Here is a 695-nt window from a genome sequence, read left to right as displayed (position 1 = left end):
GCTCAATAGTCCTCGCCGCAGTACTCTTAAAACTAGGTGGCTATGGCATAATACGACTCACCCCTATTATTAACCCCCTAACAGAATACATAGCCTACCCTTTCATCATGCTAGCCCTATGAGGCATAATCATAACAAGCTCAATCTGCCTACGACAAACAGACCTAAAATCACTCATCGCATACTCCTCCGTAAGCCATATATCCCTAGTAATCATAGCCTCCCTCATTCAAACCCCCTGAAGCTTTTCTGGCGCAACCACCCTCATAATTGCCCATGGACTTACTTCCTCTATACTATTCTGCCTAGCTAACTCAAACTATGAACGCACCCACAGCCGCATTATAATACTCTCCCGAGGACTTCAAACACTACTTCCACTAATAGCCCTCTGATGATTCACAGCAAACCTTACCAACCTAGCCTTACCCCCCACCATTAATTTAATTGGAGAACTCTTCGTGATTACAGCCTCATTCTCTTGATCTCACATCACTATCGTGCTAACAGGACTTAACATACTAATCACAGCCCTCTACTCCCTCCACATATTCATTACAGTACAACGAGGAAAACTCACACACCACATAATTAACATAAAACCCCCTTTCACACGAGAAAATACACTAATATTCATACACCTTACCCCAATTATCCTTCTATCCCTTAACCCCAACATCATTCTAGGGTTCACC

The 695-nt window shown here is 43.2% G+C and carries 1 pseudogene; it reads left to right on the top strand.

Going from position 1 to position 695, the window contains the following annotated elements:
• Positions 1-125: 125 nt before the first annotated feature.
• A pseudogene (locus ACFINE_RS09905) lies at positions 126-395 on the top strand (proton-conducting transporter membrane subunit).
• Positions 396-695: the final 300 nt, after the last annotated feature.

The sequence above is a fragment of the Bartonella sp. AA97HXZ genome, assembly GCF_042196985.1.
In the GTDB taxonomy this organism is placed as follows: domain Bacteria; phylum Pseudomonadota; class Alphaproteobacteria; order Rhizobiales; family Rhizobiaceae; genus Bartonella.
Note: the sequence above shows the minus strand (reverse complement) of the source record. Positions and strands in the feature narration are given on the sequence as shown.